Origin of the sequence: Xenorhabdus poinarii G6, assembly GCF_000968175.1 — a bacterium.
In the GTDB taxonomy this organism is placed as follows: domain Bacteria; phylum Pseudomonadota; class Gammaproteobacteria; order Enterobacterales; family Enterobacteriaceae; genus Xenorhabdus; species Xenorhabdus poinarii.
Map to the genome: position 1 here is coordinate 2,407,400 of NZ_FO704551.1, position 23,014 is coordinate 2,430,413.

At 41.2% G+C, this 23,014-nt stretch carries 20 protein-coding genes, 4 tRNA genes and 1 pseudogene; 7 read left to right on the forward strand and 18 right to left on the reverse strand.

Going from position 1 to position 23,014, the window contains the following annotated elements; all coding sequences use genetic code 11:
- Nucleotides 1-2 precede the first annotated feature (2 nt).
- The gene (rluD, locus tag XPG1_RS11095; RefSeq protein ID WP_045959130.1) at nucleotides 3-980 is read right to left on the reverse strand and encodes a 23S rRNA pseudouridine(1911/1915/1917) synthase RluD; all 978 of its coding nucleotides are present in this window, start codon (nucleotides 978-980) and stop codon (nucleotides 3-5) included.
- Between the two features lie 136 nt (nucleotides 981-1,116).
- On the opposite strand from rluD, the gene bamD reads away from it, so the two are divergent.
- A complete protein-coding gene (bamD, locus tag XPG1_RS11100; protein WP_045959131.1) occupies nucleotides 1,117-1,848 on the forward strand; it encodes an outer membrane protein assembly factor BamD in 732 nt (243 codons plus the stop codon).
- 118 nt (nucleotides 1,849-1,966) lie between these two features.
- Here the strand turns inward: bamD and XPG1_RS18030 are convergent.
- Nucleotides 1,967-3,411 (reverse strand): IS1182 family transposase gene (locus XPG1_RS18030; RefSeq protein ID WP_231853002.1). Its coding sequence is split into 2 segments (ribosomal slippage): nucleotides 1,967-2,844 and nucleotides 2,844-3,411, totalling 1,446 coding nucleotides; the frame shifts between segments, so codons are not numbered across the junction.
- Between the two features lie 519 nt (nucleotides 3,412-3,930).
- Here XPG1_RS18030 and XPG1_RS11110 point away from each other — a divergent pair.
- Both XPG1_RS11110 and XPG1_RS11115 read left to right on the forward strand, forming a co-directional pair.
- Nucleotides 3,931-4,815, forward strand: coding sequence for a LysR family transcriptional regulator (locus XPG1_RS11110; RefSeq protein ID WP_045959132.1), 885 nt, complete (start codon nucleotides 3,931-3,933; stop codon nucleotides 4,813-4,815).
- Between the two features lie 266 nt (nucleotides 4,816-5,081).
- A complete protein-coding gene (locus XPG1_RS11115) occupies nucleotides 5,082-6,452 on the forward strand; it encodes an MFS transporter (RefSeq protein WP_045960692.1) in 1,371 nt (456 codons plus the stop codon).
- Here the strand turns inward: XPG1_RS11115 and XPG1_RS19290 are convergent.
- The 3 genes and pseudogenes from XPG1_RS19290 to XPG1_RS11125 form a co-directional block, all read right to left on the reverse strand.
- Nucleotides 6,443-6,640: pseudogene (locus XPG1_RS19290) on the reverse strand (IS982 family transposase); the annotation flags it as partial. The gene XPG1_RS11115 and the pseudogene XPG1_RS19290 sit on opposite strands and share 10 nt — an antisense overlap.
- Nucleotides 6,641-6,829: 189 nt before the next feature.
- Nucleotides 6,830-7,582 (reverse strand): N-acyl homoserine lactonase, encoded by a 753-nt coding sequence (locus XPG1_RS18475; protein WP_157879481.1) that lies wholly within the window; start codon nucleotides 7,580-7,582, stop codon nucleotides 6,830-6,832.
- 1,008 nt (nucleotides 7,583-8,590) lie between these two features.
- Complete coding sequence (locus XPG1_RS11125) at nucleotides 8,591-9,082, reverse strand: DUF2938 domain-containing protein (protein WP_045959134.1); 492 nt, start codon at nucleotides 9,080-9,082, stop codon at nucleotides 8,591-8,593.
- A gap of 150 nt (nucleotides 9,083-9,232) precedes the next feature.
- On the opposite strand from XPG1_RS11125, the gene XPG1_RS18480 reads away from it, so the two are divergent.
- Nucleotides 9,233-9,424, forward strand: a complete 192-nt coding sequence (locus tag XPG1_RS18480) for a hypothetical protein (protein ID WP_157879482.1) — start codon at nucleotides 9,233-9,235, stop codon at nucleotides 9,422-9,424.
- Nucleotides 9,425-9,500: 76 nt separating this feature from the next.
- On the opposite strand, the gene tyrA is transcribed toward XPG1_RS18480, so the two are convergent.
- Nucleotides 9,501-10,622: a bifunctional chorismate mutase/prephenate dehydrogenase gene (tyrA, locus tag XPG1_RS11130; RefSeq protein WP_045959135.1), complete on the reverse strand. Its 1,122-nt coding sequence runs from the start codon at nucleotides 10,620-10,622 to the stop codon at nucleotides 9,501-9,503.
- 5 nt (nucleotides 10,623-10,627) lie between these two features.
- Entirely contained in the window at nucleotides 10,628-11,722 is a 1,095-nt protein-coding gene (locus tag XPG1_RS11135; RefSeq protein ID WP_045959136.1) for a 3-deoxy-7-phosphoheptulonate synthase, read from the reverse strand.
- Between the two features lie 546 nt (nucleotides 11,723-12,268).
- Here XPG1_RS11135 and XPG1_RS11140 point away from each other — a divergent pair.
- Entirely contained in the window at nucleotides 12,269-13,612 is a 1,344-nt protein-coding gene (locus XPG1_RS11140) for an anaerobic C4-dicarboxylate transporter (protein ID WP_045959137.1), read from the forward strand.
- A gap of 133 nt (nucleotides 13,613-13,745) precedes the next feature.
- Here the strand turns inward: XPG1_RS11140 and rplS are convergent, their stop codons facing one another.
- The 5 genes from rplS to ffh all read right to left on the reverse strand — a co-directional run bounded on the left by rplS (nucleotide 13,746) and on the right by ffh (nucleotide 17,269).
- Nucleotides 13,746-14,099 (reverse strand): 50S ribosomal protein L19, encoded by a 354-nt coding sequence (rplS, locus tag XPG1_RS11145; protein ID WP_010845356.1) that lies wholly within the window; start codon nucleotides 14,097-14,099, stop codon nucleotides 13,746-13,748.
- Between the two features lie 64 nt (nucleotides 14,100-14,163).
- Nucleotides 14,164-14,916, reverse strand: coding sequence for a tRNA (guanosine(37)-N1)-methyltransferase TrmD (gene trmD, locus XPG1_RS11150; protein WP_045959138.1), 753 nt, complete (start codon nucleotides 14,914-14,916; stop codon nucleotides 14,164-14,166).
- A gap of 38 nt (nucleotides 14,917-14,954) precedes the next feature.
- Nucleotides 14,955-15,503 carry a ribosome maturation factor RimM gene (rimM, locus tag XPG1_RS11155; protein WP_045959139.1) on the reverse strand — a complete coding sequence of 183 codons (549 nt, stop codon included), beginning with the start codon at nucleotides 15,501-15,503 and terminating at the stop codon, nucleotides 14,955-14,957.
- Nucleotides 15,504-15,521: 18 nt separating this feature from the next.
- On the reverse strand, nucleotides 15,522-15,770 hold the full coding sequence (gene rpsP, locus XPG1_RS11160) for a 30S ribosomal protein S16 (protein ID WP_045959140.1): 249 nt from the start codon (nucleotides 15,768-15,770) through the stop codon (nucleotides 15,522-15,524).
- A 137-nt stretch (nucleotides 15,771-15,907) separates the two neighbouring features.
- Complete coding sequence (gene ffh / locus XPG1_RS11165; RefSeq protein WP_045959141.1) at nucleotides 15,908-17,269, reverse strand: signal recognition particle protein; 1,362 nt, start codon at nucleotides 17,267-17,269, stop codon at nucleotides 15,908-15,910.
- A 350-nt stretch (nucleotides 17,270-17,619) separates the two neighbouring features.
- Between ffh and XPG1_RS11170 the strand changes: the two genes are divergently transcribed.
- Together XPG1_RS11170 and XPG1_RS11175 are read left to right on the forward strand one after the other, a co-directional pair.
- Nucleotides 17,620-18,414, forward strand: a complete 795-nt coding sequence (locus tag XPG1_RS11170; protein ID WP_045960694.1) for a cytochrome C assembly family protein — start codon at nucleotides 17,620-17,622, stop codon at nucleotides 18,412-18,414.
- Between the two features lie 52 nt (nucleotides 18,415-18,466).
- Nucleotides 18,467-19,744 (forward strand): HlyC/CorC family transporter, encoded by a 1,278-nt coding sequence (locus XPG1_RS11175; protein WP_269450570.1) that lies wholly within the window; start codon nucleotides 18,467-18,469, stop codon nucleotides 19,742-19,744.
- A 157-nt stretch (nucleotides 19,745-19,901) separates the two neighbouring features.
- Here the strand turns inward: XPG1_RS11175 and gshA are convergent, their stop codons facing one another.
- The 6 genes from gshA to csrA all read right to left on the reverse strand — a co-directional run bounded on the left by gshA (nucleotide 19,902) and on the right by csrA (nucleotide 22,798).
- Nucleotides 19,902-21,461, reverse strand: a complete 1,560-nt coding sequence (gshA, locus tag XPG1_RS11180) for a glutamate--cysteine ligase (protein ID WP_045959142.1) — start codon at nucleotides 21,459-21,461, stop codon at nucleotides 19,902-19,904.
- A 196-nt stretch (nucleotides 21,462-21,657) separates the two neighbouring features.
- Nucleotides 21,658-21,734, reverse strand: a tRNA-Arg gene (locus XPG1_RS11185).
- An 84-nt stretch (nucleotides 21,735-21,818) separates the two neighbouring features.
- Nucleotides 21,819-21,895 (reverse strand) — tRNA-Arg (locus XPG1_RS11190).
- Nucleotides 21,896-21,980: 85 nt separating this feature from the next.
- A tRNA-Arg gene (locus XPG1_RS11195) sits at nucleotides 21,981-22,057 on the reverse strand.
- Between the two features lie 10 nt (nucleotides 22,058-22,067).
- Nucleotides 22,068-22,160, reverse strand: a tRNA-Ser gene (locus XPG1_RS11200).
- Nucleotides 22,161-22,612: 452 nt separating this feature from the next.
- Nucleotides 22,613-22,798, reverse strand: a complete 186-nt coding sequence (csrA, locus tag XPG1_RS11205; protein WP_010845367.1) for a carbon storage regulator CsrA — start codon at nucleotides 22,796-22,798, stop codon at nucleotides 22,613-22,615.
- Nucleotides 22,799-23,014: the final 216 nt, after the last annotated feature.

Consider the following 23,014-nt stretch of genomic DNA (forward strand, 5'->3'; position numbering starts at 1 on the left):
ACCTACCAATCCATTTCATCTTTGAAAGCTTCTGTATCCGCTTTCATCACTTCAACCAATTTCACCATGTCATCTGGCAATGGTGCATGCCATTCCATCTCAATACCCGTAATCGGATGGTAGAGACGTAACATAGTGGCGTGCAATGCCTGACGATCAAAATTGCGCATCACTTCGCGAAATTCATCAGAAGCGCCTTTTAATGGGCGAGGGCGTCCACCATACAACTGATCACCCACCAATGGATGCTTGATATGTGCCATGTGCACACGAATTTGGTGTGTCCTGCCTGTTTCCAAACGCAAACGCAGACGCGTATGTGCCCTGAAGTGTTCCATTACGCGATAATGGGTAACAGCAGGTTTTCCCATAGGGTGCACGGCCATATGTGTCCGTTTCGTTGGATGACGGGAAATAGGTTCTTCAACCATTCCCCCAGCGGTCATACATCCCAAAGCGATCGCTTCATACTCACGGGTTATTTCACGTAATTGCAAGGATTCCACCAAACGGGTTTGTGCTGGAACCGTTTTTGCCACAACCATTAATCCAGTCGTATCTTTATCAAGACGATGAACAATGCCAGCACGAGGAACATCCGCAATTTCAGGATAACGGTATAATAAGGCATTCAATACCGTGCCATCAGGATTACCCGCTCCCGGGTGAACGACCAAATTACGGGGTTTATTAATGACTAAAATATCATCATCTTCATAGACAATATTAAGATCAATATCCTGAGGCTCCCAACGTGCATCCTCTTCAATGATAGCATCAATGGTGATTTCTTCACCGCCTAGAACTTTTTCTTTGGGTTTGTTAATTAATTTGCCATTAACTTGAACTTTATCATCCAAGATCCACTCTTTTATACGTGACCTGGAATAATCAGGGAACAATTCAGCCAAGGCTTGATCTAAACGTTGACCAAGCTGAGATACAGCGACTATAGCGTTAAGCCGGATTTGTTGTGCCATATAAATTTCTATATTTTACGTTGAGTTTTGACGGCGAAGCCGTTTCATTTAAAATAGTGTGCTATTGTAACTCTATATTTGCCGGGAGCTTCACGGACAGTCTCCCAGAAAACACTCAGAGGATAATCAACACGTGATGATTCGCATGAAATATCTGGTGGCAGTGACCACATTGAGCCTGGTTCTATCTGGATGTTCCAGCAATAAGGATGCTGTTCCTGATATTCCGCCATCCCAAATTTATTCAATTGGGCAGGAAAAGCTACAAGAAGGTAACTATAAAGCGGCTATCAAGCAATTGGAATCCCTTGATAACCGATATCCTTTCGGGCCGTACTCGCAACAGGTTCAGCTTGATTTGATTTACGCCTACTACAAAACAGCAGAATATCCACTGGCTCTCGCATCCATTGACCGTTTCATGCGACTGAACCCAACCCACCCTAATATTGACTATGTGCTATATATGCGTGGCTTGGTTTCACAAGCTCTGGATGACAACCTATTACAAGGCTTTTTCAGCATGGATCGATCAAATCGTGATCCTGAACATGCCCGAGCCGCATTCCGTGATTTTAGCCAGTTAATGCGTTACTACCCAAATAGCCAGTATTCCGCTGATGCAACCAAGCGTTTAGTCTTTCTCAAAGAACGCTTAGCTAAATACGAACTTGCAGTTGTGAAATATTACACGCAACGCGGTGCTTATGTCGCTGTCGTCAATCGTGTAGAACAGATGCTGCGAGACTATCCAGATACTAACGCCACCCTGAAATCCCTTCCTTATATGGAATCAGCCTATCAGAAATTAGGGTTGACTGCTGAAGCAAATAAAGTGGCACAACTGATTGCGGCCAATCCTGCATAAGATTTAACCCCACCAGGTTTAAACAGACGATTAAAAACAGCAGCTATTTAGCTGCTGTTTCAGACCGCTGACAAACCTCGTTGAAAATAACGGGGTTTGTTGCATTCATGATCAATCATTATCTGCCGATTTTTCCTGATTTATCCCCGACACGTCTTTTTCCTGAGCGTGATTGGGTTTCTGTCCCGGTGAATTCACGAATGATCCACAGATAAAACCAATAAAGCGCCGCCTCCAGTAAGGCGATCTTCTTGATATTTTGGGCTGTTGCCGCCAACAGGCACTGTATCTGGACTTTCAGCAATCCGCGAAAATGGGCGTAACGATGCCCATGATGCTGTTTCGCATCCGCAAAACTGCGCTCTATCGTCTCTTTTCGCCGCTTATGCACCTTTTTACCCCACGGGCTCAAGCGAATGTCCCTGGCCTTTTCTTTGTCCGCTTCCCAAATATGCCGTGTTAACGTTTTTCCCTTTTTAGCCCGGGTGCAGGCCGCCCGAAGTGGGCAGGCCTGGCAAATACCGGCGGCCGTTCGGTAATAGCGGTATCCCTGACGACCCGTGGTGGTATAAATCAGCGTTTCGCCCTGCGGGCAGACATAGCAATCCTGTTGCGGATCATAAATAAACTGCTTCTTTTGAAACGTATTTGGTCCTTTGTTGGGGCGGCGATAGCTGATGACCGGCGTCAGACCCAATTCCAGGGTCAGATGGCAAACCGGCGCCGTAAAATAGCCCGCATCCAGTACCACAGCGATCGGATTCAGCGGGAAACGAGTCCGCTGGCGCTTCAGACGCCCTATCAATGGCTGGCTGTCGTGGACATTGCCCGCCGTGGCGTAGGTGTCCAGGATAATATTGGCTTTCCCGTCCACGGTACGGTGGTCGAGATAGAAAAAGCCTTTGGGTTTGTTCGTCCGGTGCATAAACCCGCTTTCCGGGTCAGTCGTACTGACTTTGGCTTTTCTTTGCCGTTCCTTATGGGCTGGCGTCAGGCTTTTTTTCCGGACTTAGCCCGGTCTTCATTCACCGCTTTTTCCAACGCGTCCAGATAGGCCCCCGGGGGTACGGGATGCCGAATATTCCCGGATTTATGGGGATTGGCACTGGCTTTCAGGTGGGTGCTGTCCGTATACAGCTCCCGGCCACCGACAAAGCCTTTACGGATAGCCTGTTCGACAATGTTGTCGAAAATCGGTTGGAACACATCGGAATGGTTGAAGCGGCGGCGTCGGTTCTGGCTGAGGGTTGACGCATCCGGGACTTTGTCTGTCAGCCCCAGCCGCAAAAACCAGCGGTAAGCCATATTGACCTGAATTTCCTGAACCAACCGGCGTTCACTGGGCACCCCAAATAAATAGCCCAACAGCATCATCTTAATCAGCATCACCGGGTCTATCGCGGGGCGGCCATTATTCTGGCAATACAACGGGGTGACTAAGTCGCGGATAAATTCGAAATCAAGGGCGGCATCCACTTTACGAACCAGATGACTTTGGGGTACGAGGTCATCAAGTGAGAGTGTTTCGGGGGGAAACGTCTGGGGAGAGGGGATTCTTAACATGGCGGCAAGCTCCGTCGGGTGAACGGAATTTGATTAAAGCAAAGTGCCGGATAAAAAACCAGCACTTTGTCAGTAATCTGAAACAGCAGCTATTTAGCTGCTGTTTTTTGTAAGCTTCAGCGAATCATCACCTTACTCTCTGCCATTTTCCATGCCAGCAGTTTTCTTTGATAAAGCATTAAAACACTCAAAAACGCTATTCCATTTGCCAAACGCTTGCGGTAAATCACATCAGGGAATGTTCGTTTTCACAAGTAAAGAATCATTTCTAGGGGCAAACGGTGTTCAAGTTTCTCATGCACTAACCCCCTGTACAAATAGCTTATTCCAATGAGGCTCTGCTAGTATAGTTTGCTACATGGTGGTGAGATCTGGATATTTTTTGGCAAAAGTCATTATACCAAATCATTATTCTGTCTGATAATCACTCGAAAAGGTCAATAACCTCTAAAAAATGCTTATAATTCGCTTGGTTACTGATCAATTTTGTCAAAAAACAAAAAACATACAGGATAACTAATGAACAAATTAGAAAGCATGAAAGTGTTTGTCACCGTATCCGAAGCCGGGAGCTTTAGTGCAGCAAGTTCGTTATTAAATATATCGCCAGTTATGGTAGGCAAGCATATTGAGTATTTAGAAAAAACCCTCCAGTTACGTCTTATACATAGAACTACGCGAAAACAAAGTCTAACAGAAGCAGGAAGAATGTACCTCTTAGACTGCAAAGATATACTTGAACGTATTAGAATATCCGAAACGATAGCAGAAAGACTAGATAATACTCCCCGAGGTAAGGTAAGAATTACCGCACCGAATACGCTAGGTTCAACATTAGTAACTCAAGCAATAGTAGAATTTATGTATCGTTACCAGGATATTAAAGTAGAGTTATTATTAAATGACAAAGTTAGTAATATCATAGAAGAGGGAATAGATTTAGCCGTGCGTATAGGAGAACTTCAATCTTCGAGCTACTTAGTTGCTAAACAGCTTAAGCCTTACAGTGTGAGTATTTGCGCCTCCCCTCAATATATTAAAAAGAATGGCTTTCCAAAATCTCCCAGTGAGCTTGAAAATCATAATTGTTTGACTCATTTGTTATGGAATGAAAATACAGGCTGGGAAAGCCTATTTTATTCGAAAAAGCATGCGATTTCGACAAAAGGCAATTTTTCCACGAATAATGGAATAGCATTACGCAATGCTGCGCTTGCTGGCTGTGGAATAGTCATGCTACCTGACGCTTTGCTAGCGCAGGAAATTAAAAATGGTAATTTAATAACCATGTTAGAAGAATATGCACCATCACCTAGAAAAGTACATTTGCTTTACCCGTACCAAAACCAGCCTCTTCCCAAGACTCGTTGCCTAATAGATTTCTTATCAAAAAAACTGGGGTAATTCTCACTGAGCATTCCACTAAACTTATAATGATATAAGTCATTTATCGCATATAAAAAAGAATTTTTTATAGCTCATAAAATAGGATTAATTAAATAATAGCCAAGTAATTACAAAGCCACTGTTTACAATGCCCTAACTAAATAAGCATTTATAAAAATCAATCTGAGGAATAGCATAGCGATAAAATATTACGATCACCATCATAGAAGGCATTCTATCTTGCCTTACTGTTAAGGTAGTATATGACTATTGCGGAAAAAGCTATGACAACCAAAAGCGAAGTATTTTGGACAGTATTTGCTACATGCTTGGCATTTGTAATCATCCAACTTGATGTGACTATAGTTAATATTGCGTTGCCATCAATAGGTATACAGTTAGGAAGCTCTCTCTCTGGATTACAGTGGATTATTGATGCTTATACACTGGTATTAGCGATTGTTTTGTTAACAGCGGGGGTATTAGGTGATAGATTAGGGAGTAAACGTATTTTCATCGCTGGATTTACAATTTTCGGTTTTGCATCATTCGCATGTGGGCTTTCAAGTTCAACCAATATGCTAATAATTTCTCGCGCATTTCAGGGATTAGGTGGAGCTTTGGTGTTACCAACTTCATTAGCTCTGATAGCACATGCTTGCAAAGGTGATAATGCGTTGAGAGCTAAAGCTGTTAGCTTTTGGGCTGCATCAGGTGCATTGGCAACAGCATTAGGGCCTATATTAGGTGGTGCATTGGTAACATTCCCGGGGTGGAGATGGATTTTCTTTGTCAATGTTCCTATTTGCCTAGTTGCTATTGCAATAACAATTAAGGTTGTTGTAGAAACACCCAAAAGTGTTAAAGGCCGTTTTGATCTTATAGGACAAGTTCTTATCGGTCTTAGCTTACTGTCATTGATTAATAGTTTTATACGTGTAGGTAAAGCTGGGTGGGATCAAAATGTTATTCTGGGTATAATCTTTGCCGCTATCTTATTAGTAGCTTTTTTGATCCGACAACACTTTTCTAATAATCCGCTAGTGCCTCTATCCGTTTTCCGCATTATGCCATTTTCATCATCAGTACTTTCCGCTTCTTTATTAAGCTTCACGTTTTATGGTTTAATTTTTGTTTTGACACTTTATTTCCACAAAGTATTAGGATATAGCCCAGCGGTATCAGGTATTGCATTCCTACCTTTAACAGGGGTAATAATTGTTGCGAATCTTAATAGTGTTCGGCTAGTTAAGATGGTGGGATATAAAGTTTCAATTTCAGGCGGACTTGGAATGGCGGCTATCGGTTACGCATGGTTGGCTCTACTCCCAACATATACTGGTATCCTTGCAATGATTCCTGGAATGATGCTGGTTACTTTGGGTATGGGCACCGCTATTCCATTAACAACCACGGTAGTAATAGGAAGCGTGGACAAAACAATTTCTGGTACCGCTTCAGCAATTCTCAACACGGGCAGACAGTTTGCAGGGGCAGTAGGAGTGGCATTATTTGGAACATTAGTTTCTGACAATGTAGAAACTATCGCTATGAATATTAATTACGTTTACCTAATCTCCACCTTATTACTATTGCTTGCAATGATTAAATCCGTGATATATATAAAAAAAGAAATTTTACCCACATCAATATAAAACGTTTTAAAACCAATATAATGGATCATATTAAATAAAATGAGGAACATAATCACTTTTCTGATAGAAAGGCAAGCTTCGTGGTGACATTTAAACAAGCCATTTTCAATTAACTATTGATGCCAGAAAGGAATAAATTTTTGGCAAAAGTCATCGACACGGCAGTAAAGTTCTTCCCAATTAGACATGCCTGAGTATCTCCACGATTTTGTTTTCTTCAACAAAAACGTTGATCATGCCTCAGGCATTTAGTTTTCTTCTGAAGCAAACTTCAAGTTAAATACGTATATTGATAAAAATACAGATAGACATAATTATTTTAGTTCCCGAACTGAATACCATAATGAAAGCATGGGTCTTTCATTCATTTTTAGATGTTAATTTTTAGGAAAAATAGACTGATCTTCTTGGCTATAGCTAAATTTAATATCTTGATTTTTATCAGACGGTAAATCTATTCGTATAATAGGTATTATTTTCCCGGTTACTTTATAAAAATCCTTTTGATCATGTTGTGCATCTTTTAATCCTCCTACACGATAGAAAAAGGCACTAATCGGTAATTTATCAGGAATATTTTGATCCCATGTAGCCAAGATTAATTCATTATTTAAGGGTAAATCGAACAATGATCTCACCTTAATTCCTTGCATAAATGCAGCTGCATTCCTCCTAACATCAAAACCACATTGGTATTTGTTATTTTTATGGATACTATAATATTGCTTCACCCATTGTTTAGCGGTAGTAATTCCCTGTGACTGACAAGGAGTACTGCTATAATTTCCCATGACATAAGCCCCACAGCCTTTATCCTTTCTATCGAAAGTATCGCCATCAATAGGAAAGTAACAAAGAACTTGTGGTCTAATTTTATCATTAATTGGGTTAACACTATTTGGGTTAGTATAATACGGAGAAAAAATAAAACCATTTTTGTAATCATTAGCAAATTCAATGACTTTAGCATCATGTCTTAAATAAGAAAATGAAACTCCCCCGCTTTTCTGAGAATGTGGACTTGGATTCCAAGAATGATAATTATCCGAAGCAACAATTCCTCTTAATAAAACACCAGAGCATAAAAATGCAGGAGAAGCATCATCACCACAATCATAGGGAGTGTGCAAATAATACTCTGTTATTTTTTCAGCAATGTTAATGCCATAGAGCTCATGATCTGATTGAGCATGAACAATAGAGACAAAAAAACCAATAAAAAAACTGAAGGAGTAAGATTATTTTTTTCATATTATGATCCCGTAATTTTCACCATTAATAAATTGTTCAAGATGGATTGATATTTTAATTTCAGTGAAATCTATGATTCATATAATTAACTGCGTCAGTAAAAATACTTTTTATTATCTAAATCCAAGTTATTTCTTCTATTTATACTCAATTGACATCACAACTATTTAACCTCCTCGTATAGTGTGATAAATATTAGTTTTTGAGATTACCTAATTTTTATATTTACTCATTAATGAAATAAGAATTTCAAAAATCAGCAATCCATATATAAATTGTCTTTTTTATCTTAATAATTCAAATCACTTTTTCTTATCGACTAATAAACAAAGGTTATCGAATTAAAATTTCTTGATAATATTTTCAATATCCCACTATCAACCATCATGAATGCATGTTAACTGAATCAAGACAATAGAGACTACACATGAAAAAAGTTAAATTAAAGTTATTTTTTAACTTATGGTTTTGAACTGTTATATTATAGATACCGAAACAATAGTATATAAGAGAATATAAATCTAGACTCCTAACACTTATGAAAATAAGACAAAATTTACATCATAATAAAAAACCTTATTTCAAGCCTAAAAAATATTAGGCCTGAATAAAGCATGGGATTATATTTCACATTAATTAAAAACATTTAATTATCTGGATATAATTCTATTGGGATAGACGCTTAAACTAGCGAATATTTCCTTTTCTTATCAGCATACGACCATCACGCCAGCCCTCCACGATAATCGCGCAAAGTGTAGCAAACAAAATGTCAAATAAAGGTGGCGGTCCGGTGTGATACAGAAATTAATCAAACTCTTTGGAGAAACAGTGAGGCATCACACAAGAGTTTCTCCGACTTCGTACACGGTGGTGCAATGTTATACTCACAAATTAATGATTAATTGTAGAAATTGCGCACTTAGGTAGAGCCCAATACCAAATGACGCATGTGCAATCAAACTCCGACGCCGGGCAACATTAGGTTGAGGTGTGCGTGAAGCAGCGATTCCGAACCCAAAAGCGGGTTGCATGATGCAAAAAGGAGCAATAACGCTGATGATACCGATGATGAATGCAGGAATCAATGTCGGTTCATATACCCATTGGTGTCCGACAACCGCAACCAATAAAAAAGCAAAAATGATACCTATTGCATAGTGTGCCAACCATCCCATCAAAAATTCTCCCTTCACCTTAGGGGCTTGTATAATCGTATGATGGATAAATTGCCCCTGAGGGAAATGCCCTAACCAGCGTCCGACCAATCTGTAATCAAGAGAAGGAATGTTAAAAAACTGTTTCTGCAAAATAGCCCAAATGTCCATTATCAGTGTCGCTCCAATCCCAATAACAACCACTTTTAACGTAATATCCATTGAGTTTCCTTTTCGTCAGTCATCAGATTCAAGCTTCTTATCTTTGCCGGGGGTGCTACGATCGAACCAAGTTCCCACTAGTTGGTGATACATAACTTTGACAAGATATCATTCAATTTATAAATTGAATGATATCTTCATGATTAATTTATGTCAACTCACAACGAAAATACTAACTATCCGTTTTTAATGAATTTGCAGAGGTGGCTCGGTCTATTACTTGATGTCCGATTTTACGCAGAACTTCGTTATGGCCAGCTAATTGGCTCAGATATCGTTGGAGAAGCGCCCAAAGGCAGTCAATGTCCAACGATTAATGCGGATAGAGCTGTTTCTTGCTAAACAGAATATCGGAGATAAACTTTCTACCATTACCAAATATAAGCCAGATATAAGATTAATTATTTCTGTCTACCCCCTATGATCGGCTATCATTGGCCTGTTGCAAAAGCACCTGACTTTCCTTCATAAATCGCACGGCTTCATCGCCAAACCAATCACTCACTTGGTTAAAGCGCTCAATAAACGCTGATTTATCTTGATGTTCCAATATTTCCAGGGTCTGTCCAAAGCTCTGATAATACCGACGAATAAGTTCAATGTTTTCCGGACTAGACATAATAATATCAGCATACAACTGAGGATCTTGCGCGAATAAGCGCCCTACCATCGCCAATTCCAATCGATATATCGGTGAAGATAGTGACAACAATTGCTGTAAATCGATGTCTTCTTTTGCAAGGTGGCATCCGTAAGAAAAGGTTGTGAAATGGCGTAACGCTTGAATGAAACTCATGTTTTTATCATGTTGCCCCGCGTTGATTGGGTGTAATCTCGCCCCCCATACCGATATCTGCTCCAAAAGCCATTGATATGCCTCTGGATAACGTCCATCGCAATAAACAACCACTTGTTTCGCAAAACTGCCTACATCGGGACCAAACATAGGATGTAACCCTAAAACAGGCCCCTGATGTACATCAAGCATCGCGTTTAGCGGCCTTTGTTTTATGGATGCTAAATCAACTAAAATGCATTGTTCCGGTAAAGGAGGCAACTGACGAATAATTTTGTCCGTCAAGTGTATGGGAACGCTGACTATCACCATTCCTGCACCAGCCAATATCTGCTCCGCGTTTCCCCAATCGCTGGCTTCAAGCACCCGGACCTCATAGCCAGACAACGTTAACAATCGACGGAATAATCTGCCCATTTTGCCTGAGCCACCAACGATAACGACCGGTCCCAAATGAGTACCGAGTTTTTTAAAGCCTTTTTTATTTTCACTGACATAAGACTCTCGCATAATTCGGCGCAGGATGTCTTCAATCAAATCAGGCGAAATGCCCACATTTTCCGCGTCCTGACGGCGAGAGGACAGCATTTCAGCTTCCCGGTCAGGCGCATAAATTGGTAAGCCAAGTTGACTTTTAACTTCACCAACTTGGGCAACTAAGTGCATTCGTTTCTCTAGCAAAGATAATAAGGATTTATCTACCTCATCAATTTGCGTCCTCAATTGTGACAATTCTGCTGCCATATTGATTATCCTGCTTTTTCCATCGTCATATTTCGATTGGCCAAATGTGGGGCGATTTGTTGATGCAGTTTTCGCAAAATCTGCGCTGTAGTCTGCCAGTTAATACATGCGTCAGTGACCGAAACACCGTATTTCATCCCCGAACGTGGCTGTTCAGAGGATTGATTACCTTCATTAAGGTGGCTTTCCAGCATAATGCCCGTAATGGATTGATTGCCTGAGATAATTTGTTCAGCAACAGAATCCACAACGATACTTTGACGACGAAAATCTTTATTAGAATTACCATGACTGCAATCAATCATCAGAGATGGTACCAGTCCTGCTTGGATCATTTGGCGTTCACAATCAGCGACATGGTCTGCACTATAATTCGGCACAGCACCGCCGCGCAAGATCACATGCCCATTCGGATTTCCTTTAGTTTGTAGTAAGCAGACTTGCCCCGACTGATTTATCCCCATAAAACGATGAGGCATTGCAGCGGCTTTCATGGCATTAATAGCGGTATTCAAATTACCATCAGTACCATTTTTAAATCCGACTGATACGGATAAACCAGATGCCATTTCACGATGAGTTTGAGATTCCGTCGTTCTGGCACCAATGGCTGACCAGCTAAAGAGATCCCCCAAATATTGAGGGTTATTGGGATCAAGTGCTTCATTAGCCAGAGGTAATCCCATTTCTACCAAATTTGACAACAGGCGGCGAGCAATATGCAATCCGGCATCCATATCAAAAGAACCATCCATATAGGGATCGCTGATGAGTCCTTTCCAACCAACCGTTGTCCGGGGTTTTTCAAAATAGACGCGCATAACAATATACAGACAATCACTCAATTCAGTGGAGAGTGCTTTCAGACGCTGAGCATAATCCAGAGCGGCATCCACATCATGAATTGAGCAAGGACCACATACCACTAATAAACGGGGATCTCGATGCTGAATAATGTCAGCAATAGTATTGCGTGCGTTTGTGATGGCATGGAGTTCATTGCTATTCAACGGGTATTTCCGTTTCAACTCTTCTGGAGTGATAAGAACCTGTTCATCAAGAATATGAACGTTATTAAGCGCGTCTTTTTGCATGATCATGTCTCTCTACCTGCCTTACTTTATCCATTTCATGTTTTTCTCAGTGTCTAGTCGATAACATACCATGCATCGTAAAGAATACAATCCAAAAATGTAAATTAAATATCATAAGTGTAAATATTAATTTACGATTTAATTTAAAACTTCACCAATATGATGAATATATCAATAATTCATTGAATCGTAGTTTCACGGAAAAACATATAAATAAATTTATAAGTTAACTTATTGTAAATAAAACATCACAACCACGCTAAAAACAGAAATAATTGATTAACCAATAAGAGACATTTCATCAAACCTGCAAATATCTTTTAAAATCAATGAATAAAAATAAGATCTTAATCCCATTTTTATATAAATATTCTAATAATATTAATGTGTATTTTTAGTGTTGTTATGAAACTATAAAACATCGCTTATAAAGACAAATGATACCTAATCGGTTTCAAACTCCCATAGTTTGGAAGATGAAGGTATAGGTCATACAGATTCAAGAGACTGTATAACCAATTTTTATTTTTTAATCATTTATTAAGGACAGATATGATAACGCTGCAATTTGCCATCATCATCATATGCTTATTGATCGGTACGCGTTATGCGGGAATGGGATTGGGACTAATCAGTGGTATTGGGCTTTTTATACTGACATTTGTCTTTGGTTTGGAACCGGGTAAACCGCCTGTTGATGTGATGCTCACTATTCTTTCCGTCATCGGTTGTGCGTCTGTTTTACAAACGGCGGGTGGACTCAATGTCATGATGCAATTTGCAGAACGCCTGCTGCGTCGCCATCCACAACATATTACCATATTGGCACCACTGACAACCTGGACGCTCACTTTTCTTTGCGGTACTGGTCATGTGGTCTATACCATGTTTCCGATCATTGGTGATATTGCCCTAAAAAAAGGGATTCGCCCTGAACGACCAATGGCCGTTGCTTCCGTTGCTTCCCAAATGGCAATTACAGCGTCCCCTGTATCTGTCGCCGTTGTTTCGTTGGTGTCAATTATTGCGGCCAACCATGGAATCGGCCAGGCATACGGGATCTTGGACATTTTAGCGGTTTCAATACCAGCATCATTAACTGGAGTCATACTGGCCGCATTATGGAGTTTACGTCGAGGCAAAGATCTTGATCAGGATGAAGAATTTCAGGCCAAACTCAAAGATCCAAAGCAACGTGAGTTTATTTATGGTGCTTCAGACACACTATTGGATCAGGTTTTTCCTAAACCGGCCTATTGGGCAACTTGGATTTTCTTTGCCGCAATTGCAGTCGTTGTCCTGTTTGGGGCATTCACCGAACTACGTCCTGCTTTTGATGTAAAAGGCACATTACAACCACTTTCCATGAATCTGGTTATCCAGATGATGATGTTAATTGCAGGTTCCATCATATTAATGGTATGCAAAGTCAAAGCCAGTGAAATTGCCAACGGCGCCGTCTTCAAAGCAGGTATGGTTGCGATTTTTTCTGTCTTTGGTGTTGCGTGGATGAGTGACACCTTTTTCCACTCACATTTAGGTGAATTAAAGCTTATTCTGGAAGATGTTGTCCAAGCACAACCGTGGACTTACGCCTTAGTCCTGTTTTTAGTCTCAAAACTGGTTAACAGCCAAGCGGCTGCTTTAACTGCGATTGCCCCAATGGGATTACAGCTTGGGGTTGACCCTAAATTGCTGATTGCTTTCTTCCCTGCGGCCTATGGCTATTTTGTTTTACCTACTTACCCAAGCGATCTGGCGTGTATTGGCTTTGACCGTTCAGGGACAACAAAAATAGGGAAATTCATTATCAATCATAGTTTTATTTTGCCGGGATTAATTAGCGTCAGTAGCGCCTGTACAGTCGGATACATTTTAGTGAGTACATTTATGTAACCACTGATAGGTCACCCCAACCAGTGATAACTAAAGCAAAGAAATAACCCAATGTATTCGATATATTGAGTTTGTAAAAAGGCCAGCAATTTGCTGGCCTTTAACGATAACTTTCGGATGTAGCGAAAGCGTATTATTTAGCGTTCAAACGCTCTTTAATACGAGCCGCTTTACCAGAACGCTCACGCAGGTAGTACAGTTTAGCTCTGCGAACAGCACCACGACGTTTAACGTTGATGCTGTCTACGACTGGGGAGTGAGTCTGGAATACGCGCTCAACGCCTTCGCCGTTAGAAATCTTACGAACAGTGAATGCAGAGTGCAGACCGCGGTTACGAATAGCGATAACCACGCCCTCGAATGTCTGCAGACGCTTTTTAGAACCTTCAACGACCCATACCTTAACTTCCACGGTGTCACCCGGACGGAATGAAGGTACGTCTTGCTTCATCTGCTCTTGTTCAAGTTGTTTAATAATGTTGCTCATAATAACTCTCTTACCCTAGGTAAACTGATATATCAACGACATTCCTTTACAGGAGATATCTGGACTAATTTGTTGCTTGATCTTGATATTCCTTCTGGAATTCAGATAGCAACATCCTTTGCTCGTCAGTCAGAGCTAGGCTTTCTAGAAGTTCGGGTCTTCGTAACCAAGTTCGGCCAAGCGATTGTTTCATTCGCCAGCGGTTAATTTCGGCATGGTTTCCCGACAATAAAACAGGGGGAACGCCCATTCCATCCAACACTTCAGGACGGGTATAGTGAGGACAATCCAATAATCCATCAGCAAATGAGTCTTCTTCTGCCGACGCCTGACGTCCCAAAACCCCCGGGATAAACCGAGAGATAGAGTCAATCATTGTCATGGCAGGAAGTTCTCCCCCGCTAAGAACATAATCACCGATAGACCATTCTTCGTCGATTTCGGTTTGGATTACACGCTCATCAATACCTTCATAGCGACCGCAAACCAGAATGAGTTTCTCATTTGCTGCCAGTTCGCAAACACCCTGTTGATCAAGTTTGCGACCCTGAGGTGAAAGATAAATCACCTTTGCGCCAACACCTGCCGAAACTTTAGCTGCGTGAATGGCTTCCCGTAATGGTTGCACCATCATCAGCATGCCTGGACCACCGCCATAAGGACGGTCATCAACAGTACGATGCCGGTCGTAGGTAAAATCCCGCGGACTCCAACATTCGATACTCAACAGGCCATTCTTTACTGCCCGACCAGTTACCCCGTAATCGGTTATTGCGCGGAACATTTCAGGAAACAGGCTAATAACCCCAATCCACATACTGCGTCCCACTCATTTAAACCGTTTGTTACCGGAGATTAAAAACTAGGATCCCAATCTACCTCAATCAATTTGGTAGCGAGATCGACTTTCTTGATAACCTGCCCATCAAGAAACGGAACCAACCGCTCCTTGATACCGAATGCATCTTTCAGGTTTGCTTTTATTACCATCACATCGTTAGAACCGGTTTCCATCATGTCATGAATGGTTCCAAGGTTATAACCTGCGGTGTTGACTACCTGGCAACCAATAAGGTCTTTCCAGTAATAATCACCTTCGCTCAATTCTGGTAACTGGCTAGAATCTACGACCACTTCACAGTTGGTGAATACATTCGCCGCATCCCGGTCATCAATATCTTTGATTTTGATGATGATATCCTGATTGTGGTATTTCCACGCTTCTAGCTCAATGTGTTCCCACTGGCCTGAGCGTTGAATAAACCACGGCTGATATTCAAAAATGTCTTCGGTGTGTTCGGTGGAGGAAAAAACTCTGAGCCAACCACGAATGCCATACGCTGATCCTAATTTCCCCAATACAATTGGCTCAACAGGATGCTCCAGGCCAGATTGTTTGCTCATTGTTACCACCGTGACAGATTAAGCTGCTTTCTTCGCGTCTTTGATCAGTGTAGCAACACGATCAGACACAGTTGCACCCAGACCAACCCAATGTTCGATACGGTCTAGATCTAAACGCAGAGCTTCTGCATTTCCTGAAGCGATTGGGTTGAAGAAACCAACACGCTCGATAAAGCGACCATCACGCGCATTGCGGCTATCGGTCACGACTACTTGATAAAACGGACGCTTTTTTGCGCCGCCACGAGCTAAACGAATTGTTACCATAACATCCTCATTAGTTAGCAAAACAACCAGACTCCATCGAGGAACGGAGTCCGGCTGTCCATTTAAAAGCCCGAAAATTTTACTCACTTTGGCGCAAAAAGCAATCCAAAGAACCGTTTCTTTCGCAACTTTGTTGATTATCGCCCCATAAATCCCGGTGGTAGCATACCTTTCATGCCTCGCATCATTTTTGCTAACCCACCTTTCTTCATTTTTTTCATCATGCGCTGCATTTCATCAAACTGTTTCAGCAAACGATTGACATCCTGCACTTGTGTGCCCGATCCCATTGCAATGCGACGCTTACGAGAACCTTTGATGATTTCCGGTTTTTGACGCTCTTTACGCGTCATAGAATTAATGATGGCTTCCATTTTAACCAGAACTTTATCATCCATTTGGGATTTAACAGCATCCGGTATCTGCGTCATTCCCGGCATTTTGCTTAACATGCTGGTCATTCCGCCCATATTACGCATCTGTTTAAGCTGTTCAAGAAAATCACTTAAATCGAAACCATCGCCTTTTTTCAGTTTAGAGGCCAATTTTTCCGCTTGGGTACGGTCAACTTTGCTTTCAATTTCTTCGATCAATGAAAGCATATCCCCCATCCCCAAAATGCGGGATGCAATGCGATCTGGATAGAAAGGCTCCAACGCATCTGTCTTTTCACCAACACCGAGGAATTTAATCGGTTTACCTGTGATATGGCGAATGGAAAGTGCCGCACCGCCACGGGCATCACCATCAACTTTAGTCAGAACAATCCCGGTTAATGGCAAGGCTTCATTGAACGCTTTTGCTGTGTTTGCCGCATCTTGACCTGTCATCGCATCAACAACAAACAGGGTTTCAACAGGATTGATGGCGGCATGAACCGCTTTGATTTCATCCATCATCGCTTCATCGACATGCAGACGGCCAGCGGTGTCCACTAGCAGCACATCATAGAATTTCAACTTGGCATGTTGGATCGCTTTGTTGACAATATCAACAGGCTTTTCCTGTGGATCGGAAGGGAAAAAATCAATCCCAACTGTTACCGATAAAGTCTCAAGCTGTTTAATCGCCGCGGGCCGGTATACATCGGCAGAAACAACCAATACTTTTTTCTTGTTTTTTTCTTTTAGCAGCTTCCCTAACTTAGCGACGCTGGTTGTTTTACCGGCACCTTGCAAACCCGCCATAAGAACCACAGCAGGAGGCTGTGTGGAGAGATTCAACTCACTGTTAACCTCCCCCATCGCTTTAACCAGTTCATTCTGAACGATTTTGACGAATTCCTGACCTGGAGTAAGGCTCTTGTTAACCTCGTGTCCGACGGCGCTTTCTTTAACACGCGCAATAAAATCACGCACAACAGGTAATGCAACATCCGCTTCGAGCAAAGCCATACGAACTTCGCGCAGCGTATCTTTAATATTATCTTCAGTCAGCCGTCCGCGACCACTGATATTGCGCAATGTGCGCGATAGTCTGTCAGTTAAATTATCAAACATTGTCTCAGCTCAGATATTTACAAGTGGGTCTACCTGTAAGGCAAATTTCACGAATTATAACACGATGATTATGTGATCACTGCAAAGAGATTCCCAAGTATGATTAACAACGGTTGGAGACTACTCCTGCTAGCGGTATACTTAGATTTTGTATTCAATCCATGCCTAATGGATTTAAAGTTATACTACAATGGCAAAAGAACTCATCCATAATGACATCACTAACTGTATAAATAGAGCATGTGTAAACAAAAGAATAGATGGGTAGAAGGAGTGATAATAGCCAATAAAACAGTTACTTGAAAGGAAAATGGTTAATACTCAACACTATTGCGAAAACGATAAACGTTATGCTGATATTTTCAATTATTGCTTTACTTGCTTATCTCATTAGCCTGACGCTCATCGTGCCGGGTTTAATACGCCAACAAAACAGTTACCAAAAACTGGCTCTTTCTTTCGCGATTATCGCGTTAGTCACTCATGCTACTACTTTGAAATACCAGGTTTTTAATGTCAGCAGTGGGCAAAACCTGACATTATTAAATTTAGGCTCCATTGTCAGCTTGCTTATGTGCATTATTATGACAATTGTCGCTTTCCGTGGTCGTGCATGGTTTTTACTGCCGATTGTTTACAGTTTCGCCATGATCAATTTGATACTGACCAACATGGTGCCGGGAGAGTTTATTACCCATCTTGAAAACAGTATTGCATTATTCATTCATATCGGATTGGCATTACTTGGCTATGCCACCTTACTCATCGCAGCCCTTTATGCATTGCAACTTAGCTGGCTGGATCATCAACTGAAAAAGAAAAAACTCACCTTTACCTCTGGTATTCCGCCATTGATGACAATTGAACGAAAAATGTTTCATATTACTCAGGTGGGGGTAATTCTACTCACATTGACACTATGTACAGGCATCCTATATATGGATGATGTTTTCAGTAAAGACAACATACATAAATCTATTTTATCTCTCATTGCATGGTTTGTGTACGTTATTTTGCTTTGGGGACATTATCATGAAGGCTGGCGTGGCAAACGCGTTATTTGGTTTAATCTAATTGGCGCATTTATTCTGACACTTGCTTTTTTTGGTAGCAGATTATTACAAGAAGTGATGGCTTATTCATGATTAACATCATCACCATAGCCAATTAGTATAAATATTAGGAAGGAATTCTGTTTTGCAAAATGAAAGCGTTTCAATCAGCATATTGATTATCATTCTTGTTGTGATGATTATCGTTTCAGCCTATTTTTCTGCTTCAGAAACTAGCATGATGACAATCAACCGATATCGCTTGCGACACCTGGCTAAACAAGGAAATAAGTCCGCACGCCGAGTTGAATCTTTGCTCCGTCATCCAGATAGGCTCATTAGCTTAATCCTGATTGGTAATAATCTTGTTAACATTCTGGCATCTTCTCTGGCGACTATCATTGGTATGAGGCTCTATGGCGATGCTGGTGTCGCTATTGCAACGGGTATACTCACATTCGCTATTCTCATTTTTTCAGAAGTCATGCCCAAAACCATCGCCGCACTTTATCCTGAAAAGGTGGCCTTCCCTAGTAGCTTCCTGCTACGCCCATTAGAAAAAATTATGCTCCCCCTTGTCTGGTCATTCAATAAAATCACATTACTGCTTATGCGCTGTTTAGGGATAAAAACCGCTAATATTCGCAATGATGCGGTCAGTAAAGATGAACTACGCACTATTGTAAATGAATCAAACACGCATCTGTCACGCCGCAATCAGGACATGCTTCTCTCAATACTCGATCTTGAAAAAGTGACCGTTGGGGACATTATGATCCCACGTAATGAAATTGTCGGCATTGATATTAACAATGATTGGAAATCCGTTATCAGACAACTGACACACTCTCCACATGGACGCATTGTGTTATATAGAGACTCTCTCGATGATGCTATTGGTATGCTACGTGTACGTGAAGCATATCGGCTGATGATGGAGAAAAAAGAATTCACAAAAAGAAATTTGATTAAAGCCGCAGATAAAATCTACTATATCCCGGTGAGTACACCATTAAACGTGCAACTGATTAACTTCCAACGCAATAAACAAAAAGCGGGCTTAATCGTTGATGAATATGGGGATATTCAAGGGTTAATCACCGTCGAAGATATTTTGGAAGAAATTGTCGGCGATTTTACTACCTCCACATCTCCAACCCTGGCAGAAGAAGCTCTTCCACAAAGTGATGGCACCGTACTTGTTGATGGTACAGCCAATATCCGTGAATTGAACAAAGCGTTCAATTGGGCACTCCCCGAAGATGGCCCAAGAACAATGAATGGAATGATCCTAGAAGAGCTGGGGGAAATTCCCGAATTACACGCTCAAGTGCAGATTAATGAATATAATTTTGAGGTTCTTGCGGTATACGATAATGTTATCAAGCAGGTTCGAGTAACATCAATGAATAAAGGCGCATAACTTCACATTTCTGGCATCAGATTTTTTACGAAAAATTTTTAGTTAGATGAAACCTTTTCATTTGCGATGGGTCATAAGGTATGAAGACGCGCAAAATTGTTATCATCCCTATTCTCTAAGATCTTTTTTGGCCACCATATAGTGGCCGTTTTCTTTTTTAACTCCCAGCATGAATTTTTAAATACTCTTCAAAACTCATACTATCTTGCTGCTCAATGTGATGTTGGCGCGATATAGACGCTTCACGCTCAACTGAAAAACGCTCATCGTCCAAAATTGAATAATGTTCTTCAGTCAATTCATTATGATACTGGTTTGCCAGCGCCAGCCCAAAATGCCCTACCCCTTGGGATTTCATTTTTTCCAGAACGCGCGCAGAAAATGTCAGTGTTGGATCTTCAAACATGTTCACCAACTCTTTACAGACTGATTGATATTGCGTCCCGGAACAGGTATCCAAAACTTCTGCCACTCGCCCTAAGTCTCTGAATAATTCCCGCCCCACGACCTTAAGCGACTGCGGTTCAACCCCGCCACCAAGATCAATAGACAGTCCTGGCTTACGTCCCTCTAGGATAACTTTATTCCAGTTTCCACGACAACATTCAAGCTCCGCACTTCCCATTTCTGGCGATTCAGCCAGAACACACCATATCAAGAATAAGTCAAGAAAACGAATTTGAGTTTCACTAACACCAATCGGTGAAAAAGGGTTAATATCCAAAGAACGAACTTCAATATACTCTATGCCAGCTCTTAACAGGGCATCTGAAGGTGATTCCCCTTCTTTCGTCACTCGTTTCGGGCGTATCGGTGCATATAACTCATTTTCAATTTGCAAGACATTGGTGTTAAGCTGTAAGTATTTGCCATCCTTTTTGATACCTATTGTCGCAAACTCTTCGGATGGCTTATGAATCGCGTTCTTAAGCCCCTCTACATAGGTATGAAGATGATTAAAAGTAATATTCAGATCACTTTGTGATTTGTTGGTATAACCTAGATCACTCATCCTCAACGAGGTTGCATAAGGCAGATAACAAGTTCCTTTTTCAGTTTCCTCAAAAGGTAATGTTGAATTTCGTCCGCGTAGGAACGAAGAACAAATTGCCGGCGATGCGCCAAAAAAATAAGGGATCACCCAACCAAAACGATAGTAATTGCGGATCAAACGAAGATAACCATCTGAAATCTGCTCTTTTCCCGTTTCAGCGTCTTTAATACCCAACCAGACCTGCCAGAAACTTATTGGCAGAGAAAAGTTATAATGCACGCCAGAAATTGTTTGCATCAACGCGCCATAACGATTTTTTAGTCCTTCACGGTACAAGGTTTTAAAGCGACCCAAGTTAGACGTACCATATTGAGCCAAAGTGATATTTTCTTCTTCATCAATAAAGCACGGCATACTTAAAGGCCACATTTTTTCATTATTCAAATGCCGAGCCGTATAAGTATGCAAATCTTTCAGGAAAGCCATGGTTCTATCTATGTTGCTATCAACCGGCGTAATAAACTCCAATAAAGATTCAGCAAAATCAGTTGTAATCCATTTATGCGTTAAAGAAGCCCCCAGTGATTGTGGGTGCTCCGTCTTAGCTAAATGACCGTCTGGAGTAACACGCAATGTTTCACGTTCAATGCCACGGCCAATACCCTTTAAGACAGTAGGATTTGCTGCTAACCATGACAATGCTTTTGATACGTCCGGGATCAATTTGTCCTCCCGTGGAGTTTAAAAGATTATTACTAAAAGATTACTTTATATGAAACAAGTCAAGTTGTCGCTGATTACATAAAGAGGACAACAAACTAATGATTGAATTATAACCAAAAGATAATGAAATAAATATTATGATTAGGGGGAATCAAAAAGAAAAACCCCTGCCTTATTAAAAGCAGGGGTTTCAATTTGGTGCATCCAGGAGGATTCGAACCTCCGACCGCTCGGTTCGTAGCCGAGTACTCTATCCAGCTGAGCTATGGATGCGTTGTCAATTTTTATGTCTTATCAGGTACTGTTGATTACCTGACTTTTCAAAATTTTTATCCCTAAAAATCGGGATGTATAAAATGGTGCATCCAGGAGGATTCGAACCTCCGACCGCTCGGTTCGTAGCCGAGTACTCTATCCAGCTGAGCTATGGATGCATTGTCGGTTTCTGTTTCTTCTCAAGGCGCTGTTGAATGCCTAATCTTATAGAATTGAGAGACCTAAAAATCGCGGTATTTAAAATGGTGCATCCAGGAGGATTCGAACCTCCGACCGCTCGGTTCGTAGCCGAGTACTCTATCCAGCTGAGCTATGGATGCATCGTTTAAATGGCGGTGAGGGAGGGATTCGAACCCTCGATGCAGCTCTTAACCACATACTCCCTTAGCAGGGGAGCGCCTTCAGCCTCTCGGCCACCTCACCATTCGCTTAAAACCTGCGACTTAGAAGTTTTCACTTCACGGCTTTCAGAATGCTAACTTCAGATTCTTACCCAGAAGATTTTCTTCAAGCCCTTCGTCGCTGCGATGGCGCACATAATACTTTCCCAGCCTGATAAGTCAAACAATTTTTCGCAACTTTTTTTTGTTTGCGCACTTAACACGCAAAATGCGTGGTTTAGCATCTAACGGGCTGTTTTATCAGCAGAGAAATCATATAAAAAATATAAAATTTATGAAAATGATTATTCATCACTATGACCTCATGAACGAGGCCTTTTCAACAGATAGAAAATAAAAAGACGTGAGAAAATAGCTCAAGGTACCAAAAAGGGATAAACGCGACAGGGTTACAAAAGAGAAAGTCGAAAAAAGAAACAGAGGAAAGCAGAGTAGCGCCCAAGTCTTAAAAAAAGCGTGGACGCCATTCTTGAATTAAAAAGTTGTAGGCTGAGATTTCTCTGCCTGAATCCGTTGATAAATTTCTTCACGGTGAACAGAAACTTCCTTGGGCGCATTTACACCAATGCGAACTTGGTTACCTTTAACTCCCAGTACTGTGACTGTTACCTCATCGCCTATCATGAGTGTTTCACCAACTCGACGAGTCAGAATAAGCATTCTTTGCTCCTTGAAAATTTAAAAGAGTCGGGTCTCTAGGTTTCCCCGCTATTATCCATCAAACACCGTGAAAACGTAAAGCAATGATATCTACTTAAAGTATAAGCAGTTTTGAACACATTTCCTATATCTATAGGATAGCTAAAATATAAGTGTGTGCCCAACATTTCAACAATTTCACAACAAAAAACATCTGGCACCATAAAAAACGTGTTC